This window comes from Candidatus Hydrothermales bacterium (assembly GCA_039630235.1).
GTDB lineage: Bacteria > Hydrothermota > Hydrothermia > Hydrothermales > JAJRUZ01 > JBCNVI01.
Map to the genome: position 1 here is coordinate 1 of JBCNVI010000019.1, position 1,537 is coordinate 1,537.

The following is a 1,537-nucleotide window of genomic DNA, read 5'->3' on the forward strand; positions in this document are numbered from 1 at the left end:
CAACTTATTAATTTTTAGTGGCAAGGGAAAGGTAGAAAGTTTTAGTGGCTTTATTGATGATATCACCCTAAAGAACTATCTTGAGGGAAAAGAAAGTAAAATTCTTCTTTCAGAAAATAAACTCTATAAATCAGAACCAAAAATTGGTATTGCAAGAGAGAGAAAAACTCTTACTTCAAGAGAGGGCTATCTATATAGAGCAACTATGATTCGATTAGATAGAAGTATAAGTATTTTTATTAAAGTCTTAGAGGCAGATTTACCTAAAAGCGGAATTTTCCAACTTGGGGGAGAAAGTAAAACTGTCTATTTTGAGAAATTAGAAAATAATCCTTTAGAATATTTAGAAAAAATAGATCTTAAACTAACAGAAGGAATTTTTAAGCTTTATCTTGCAACCCCTGCTATTTTTGAGAAAGGATGGATACCTAAATGGATTAATGAAGAAACGATGGAAGGTGAATTTGAGGGAATTAAGATAAAGCTTATTTCCTGCTCTCTTGGAAAACTTATAAGAATTGGTGGATGGGATATGGCCAAAAGAGCGCCAAAAGCCATGAAAAAAGCCGTTCCTCCAGGAAGCGTTTATTATTTTAAAGTATTAAGCGATATAAGCACGGAAGACATTAAAGAGATATTTCATTTAAAAAATATATCTGATATTAATCCAGAAGAGGGTTTTGGACTAAGCCTAATGGGAGTCATAAAATGAAAAAAATAATAAACATGGTTGGCACATCAATTTTCGAAAATTACATAAAAGAAAATCATGATACAGACTTTTTAAGATATTATGAGAGTTTGAAAGATAAAAGAGTAAAAGACTGGGAAGAAGAGAAAGAGAGAATAAAAAGATTAAAGAATAAAATAAGCACCTGGATAGAACATAAATTTAAAAAAGCTCCAGAGACTGTCTCTGCTGAAATTAAAAGTCTTATAAAGCTTAGTAAAGAGCTTCATGATGATCTTGAGATATTTCTTCTTTCATCAGATACTGTTTTGAGTAAACTTGCTGGAGAGATACTTAAGGATAATTTGTCTAAACTTGAAAATTTTGAAAATAAAAAAGTTGAATTAAAGGAAATTAAAGGGCTACAAGTTTGGGACAGACAAGAGTTTAACTTAGGATTATCAAATCTAATAACAGAGATATACAGGATTGCAAACGAATATTGGGAAAACATAATAATTAACATAACTGGTGGATATAAGGCTACTCTTCCCTATCTTACTATCTTGGCGCAGATTAATAGGTGCCCAATTTATTACATTTTTGAAGATACTGATGCTCTAATAAAAATTCCATACATTCCCATAAGTATAAACTGGAGTATCTTCGAGGAAAATGAAGAATTTTTCTTTAAATTAGAAAAGGAGGGAATAAGAGAAATAGAAGATGAGAAAAAGATAGACCATGATATAAACTCTCTTCTTGAATTTGCTGATAATTTATATTCCCTAAATCCTTTAGGAATCGCTTTGTGGGAAAAATATAAAGGTGAGTATGAATTTATTTATGTTTCCCATGAGATTGAGG

Annotated in this window: 2 protein-coding genes; both read left to right on the forward strand. The window is 30.6% G+C overall.

Annotated features, from left to right (window positions below; all coding sequences use genetic code 11):
• Positions 1 to 712: type III-B CRISPR module-associated protein Cmr3 (gene cmr3, locus ABDH49_09025; GenBank protein MEN3047093.1), on the forward strand; the 712-nt coding region annotated here is incomplete at its 5' end.
• A partial coding sequence (locus ABDH49_09030; protein ID MEN3047094.1) for a putative CRISPR-associated protein occupies positions 709 to 1,537 on the forward strand: 829 nt, incomplete at its 3' end. The genes cmr3 and ABDH49_09030, both read left to right, overlap by 4 nt.